At 65.2% G+C, this 1,555-nt stretch carries 2 protein-coding genes; both read left to right on the top strand.

Translation table 11 applies throughout. The features are described from left to right. Positions 1 to 374 (top strand): methyl-accepting chemotaxis protein (locus BGO64_RS12860; RefSeq protein ID WP_286700775.1); only part of this gene is annotated, 374 nt, incomplete at its 5' end. A 122-nt stretch (positions 375 to 496) separates the two neighbouring features. Continuing rightward, positions 497 to 1,555: MCP four helix bundle domain-containing protein (locus BGO64_RS12865; protein ID WP_286700776.1), on the top strand; the 1,059-nt coding region annotated here is incomplete at its 3' end.

Consider the following 1,555-nt stretch of genomic DNA (forward strand, 5'->3'; position numbering starts at 1 on the left):
GCCGCTCCGCCGCCTCCACCGCCGAGATCCAGGGCATGATCAACAGCCTCCAGGAGCAGAGCGCCCGCGCCGTCAGTGCCATGGCCCAGGGACGCAACCAGAGCCTGCGGGTGGTGACCCAGGCCGACGAGGCCAACGGTGCCCTCGACCAGATCACCGGGCACATCACCCAGATCAGCGACATGAACATCCAGGTCGCCACCGCCACCGAAGAGCAGTCCAGCGTGGTCGGGGAGATCAACCGCAACGTGGAGGACATCAACCAGCTCACCATGGAGACCGCTGATATCGCCCACCAGTTGACCGAGTCCAGCCGCAGCCTGCAACAGCTCTCCGGCGAGCTCGACAAGCTGGTCGGCAACTTCCGGTTATAAGATGAAAGGGCGCTGCGGCGCCCTTTTTTCACCGGGTCGACAGGGAATACCGACCCCCATGACGGCGAACCGTCATGACAAGCCGCTACAGTAGCGACACAGCAACACACCAAGGAGTCAACATGCTGGCAGGCAACCTCACCATCAAAACCCAACTGATCCTGGCCGTCACCGTGCCCTGTCTCGCCCTGCTGCTGGTTGGCGCCGCCAGTCTGCGCAGCATGGACAACATCAGGCAGCAGGCCGAAGAGCTGTTCCAGAATACCGCCACCCCCATGCGGGCCATGGCGGAAGTGGCCTCCCGCATCCCGCGCATGCGCGTCGGCATCGACATGATGCTATTGCAGGACACCTCCCTGCGCGACGAAAAGGGGGTGCTGACCCGGGTCAAGGAGACCCGCGAGGAAGACATTCCCGAGATGCGCCAGGCCATGGAGCAGGCCGTCAAGGCCCAGGTCGATCCCGACGCCCGGGCCAGGGCCCAGACCCTGCTCGATCAATTCACCCGGGTGGAGCGGGAGGAGCTGACCCCCATGTTGCAGGCGCTCTCTGACAACAAGATGGACGAGGCACGCGCCATCTACCGGGATCGCTACAGCCAGAGCTACGGGGTCATGCGCAAGGGCGCCAATGAGCTGCTCGACGGGTTGATAGGTCAGGCCCAGCATCGCAACGACCTGAGCGAAAATAGCTATGACAGCGGTCGTACCCAGATGATCGCCATCATCGTCATCGCCATCGCCATCTCGCTGCTCGTCTCGACCCTCATCCTCATCGGGCTGCGCCGCCGGGTCTCCTTCCTGCAATCCCATATTGGCGAGGTGGCCCGCCACCTCGCCCTCGACAGCCGCGCCAGTCTCACCGGCAAGGACGAGCTGGCCGAGATTGCCCACAGCTTCAACCAGTTCGTGACCCGGATCCACGGGGCCATCGTGCAGGTGGCGAGCAACTCGCGCCAGGTAGCCGCCACCGCCAGCGAGGTGGCCGCCAAGGCCCAACTCACCCAGCACAACTGCACCGCCCAGCGGGATCGCACCGTCCAGGTCGCCACCGCCATCCACGAGATGGGGGCCACCGTCACCGAGATCGCAGGGAATGCGTCTCTCGCCGCCGACGTCGCCAAGCAGGCCAACGAGCAGGCCGATGCGGGGGCCCAGGTCGTCGCCCAGGCCCGTCACGGC

The sequence above is a fragment of the Aeromonas sp. 62-46 genome (assembly GCF_001898585.1).
GTDB classification, from domain to species: Bacteria; Pseudomonadota; Gammaproteobacteria; order Enterobacterales; family Aeromonadaceae; genus Aeromonas; species Aeromonas caviae.